The sequence below is a fragment of the uncultured Cyclobacterium sp. genome, assembly GCF_963976465.1.
Lineage (GTDB): Bacteria > Bacteroidota > Bacteroidia > Cytophagales > Cyclobacteriaceae > Cyclobacterium.
Genome location: NZ_CAXBOC010000627.1, coordinates 1 through 2,740, shown reverse-complemented (window position 1 = coordinate 2,740; position 2,740 = coordinate 1). Strand labels below are relative to the sequence as shown.

General features: G+C 40.6%; 2 protein-coding genes. Both read right to left on the bottom strand.

The genetic code is table 11. The features are described from left to right. Positions 1 to 854 (bottom strand): formylglycine-generating enzyme family protein (locus AAC037_RS23140; protein ID WP_339905962.1); only part of this gene is annotated, 854 nt, incomplete at its 3' end. Positions 855 to 983: 129 nt separating this feature from the next. Continuing rightward, on the bottom strand, positions 984 to 2,740 hold a 1,757-nt coding region (locus AAC037_RS23135), incomplete at its 5' end, for a sulfatase (RefSeq protein ID WP_339905959.1).

The window sequence follows — 2,740 nt, the reverse complement described above, 5'->3', positions numbered from 1 at the left end:
CCCGCCATATCATACAAACCATATCCATTAGGCTCAAAAGATTTTACAGGAGCCAATCCTTGAAAACCATCTTCAGCCTTGTCAGTCACAGGAAAATCTCCTTGCCATATATTGGCCATAAAACCATTTTTTTCTACCGAATCATTTCCCCAAGGAAAGGATTTGTCTTCCAATCCTCCTTTGGCAGCATACTCCCATTCTGCCTCAGTTGGCAATCTTTTACCGGCCCATTTTGCATAAGCTACTGCATCATCCCAAGCAACATGTACCACCGGGTAATTTTCTTTTCCTTCTATACTACTTCCCGGTCCTTGAGGCATTCTCCAGTTGGCACCTGGGGTCCATTCCCACCATTGGGCGGCATTATTTAGTGGAACCGGTTGATTGGGAGAATGAAATGTCAAAGAGGCCGCTACCAGGACTTCATCCGGCGGTTTTGGCGTACCCGGAGGCAATTGTTTTTTAATTTCTTCCCAATCAGGCTTCTTCTCAGCAATGGTCACATAACCGGTGGCTGCTACAAAAGCAGCAAATTGGGCATTGGTTACTTCTGTCTCATCTATCCAGAAGCCATCTACCTTGGCCTTATGAGCGGGCAATTCATCCCTTCTCCCTCGGTCATCTGTAGAACCTCTGGTGAATTCTCCTCCCTCAATCCAGACCATGCCTTCATGAGATATGGGCTCCTCTCGCTCTTCTATACCTTCAGCAGGCTTCGTTCCTGAGGTACTAAACCTATCCGGAATATTTTCATGACATGAAGCAATTTCATCAACTTCCTCTTCAACTACTTCTTTGTTGTTAGAGGAAGTACACGCATATTGACTTAAGATCACTAGTCCAATTAAGGACATAAATTTTAATCGGTTGAACATTTTTTGGTAATTAAATTAAATCAACTTACAATTTAAAGAAGTTAGGTACAAACACCTATTCTTGGTCATAAAATTTGATGAATGCACTATTTATCATTTAGAAAGTGATCACCAGGTTCCATCAAGGTATTTTAGCCTACGAATGACCTCATCATTTTCCACTTTAAGCTGCAAGTTATCTACATTAAAGTTGGTTCCATAAGGGGTATGGTCCTTAAAATACACCAAGGTATTCAAGGCAATCAAATTGGCTACCGGATCCTTTGATTGATTTAACCATTTGATCAATTCCGGCATGGGATTATTTGCTCCAACCCTGCCCGAAAGGGTAATGGCACTTAATTGGACGATGGGAACAGTTTCGCTTTCATAATTAGGAAACTTATGGTAATCCGGTTTTACTTTTTCTCCAAAGGTGTCTGCCACTGTATAAGCCCAATACCTTTCCATTTCATCTCCATCCATAATCGTTTCTAGGACCCGATCTTTTACTTTAGCCCAATCCGCTGTGGCCCAATTGGCTATTTTAATAAGCTGCTTGATTTTTTTATGTTGCTTTATTCCAAAGTCAACAGGGTTATTCAAAGCACGATTCACCAAAACATTTTCAGGAAAAAAACCAAGGTCATTTTTTTCCATCATCCATGTATTGAGTCGTTCTCGGAGTTCTTTTAAAATTCCCTTCTCCTCTCCGGCCAAATTATTGATTTCATAAGGATCGTCTTCCAAATTGTACAATCTCTCTACCGGTTTTTCCATAAAAAATGCAGCCTGTTCAGTATTCAATTGTCCCTCTTTATAAAGCTCTCTCCAAGAGGCAAAGGCCATCATTTTATAGCGATAATTGTTTTGCAAACCATCCGGGAAATAAGGCTGATAACTACGAATATATTTCCATTTACCCTTTCTAATGGATCGAAGCATTTCATATTTCTCATCAAAGCGATCTGCATGACCATAGGTCTCGTCTCTGCTTTCTAAGGAGGCTTTCTTTAGCCCTGACCCCAGAAAAGGATTTCCATCCATTGGTTCCGGAACTTCTAAACCTGCTAAATGTAAAACCGTAGGTGCAAAGTCAATGAAACTTACAAAGGCTTGAGGCCTTTCCATTGGTTTATAGGGAGACAGGTGCTTGTAATTTTCTGGTATCCGAACAACCAAAGGAACATTTAAACCTGTTTCAAATAAATAGCCTTTACTTCCCGGCAAAACGCCACCATGATCACCAAAATAGAAGACAAAAGTATTATCAAGCTCCCCGGAATCAGCCAATTCCTTCAATTTCTTTCCTACCCAGGCATCAATTTCTCTGATTTTATCTCTATGATAAGCAACTGTATACCTGAACAAGGGAGTATCAGGAAATTGGGGGAAAAGAAATACTTGAGCAGGATTATCAGAAACTTTATAATTTGCCATTACATCATTTGAAAAATGTAGCCGGCTTTCATGGCTTTCATGAAAGGTTTCTTGATGAAAAAAGGGTTGGTTTTTGTTGGGTCGATTTTGCCAAGCTGCTTTATTGGAGGAATTATCCCATACATTGTCCTTTTCTACCGCATTGTAATCTTTCTTGTAATTATTAGTCGTATAATACCCAGCCTTCCTAAGATAAGCCGGAAACATTTCCAGCCCTTCTGGCATGGGCGCAGTCTTTATTTTCCTGTGCAGATACATCCCGGTCCTAGTGGTGAGGGTTCCTGTGATAAGCGTGCTTCTCGCTACTGAGCAAACAGGGGCATTCGAAAATGCATTGGGATAAAGAAGACCTGATTGAAGCATTTTCTCAATATTGGGTGTTTCCACACCATTGGGATCAAAGAGCTTCATAAAGTGCTTGGAATTGTCTTCAGAAATAAGAAAGA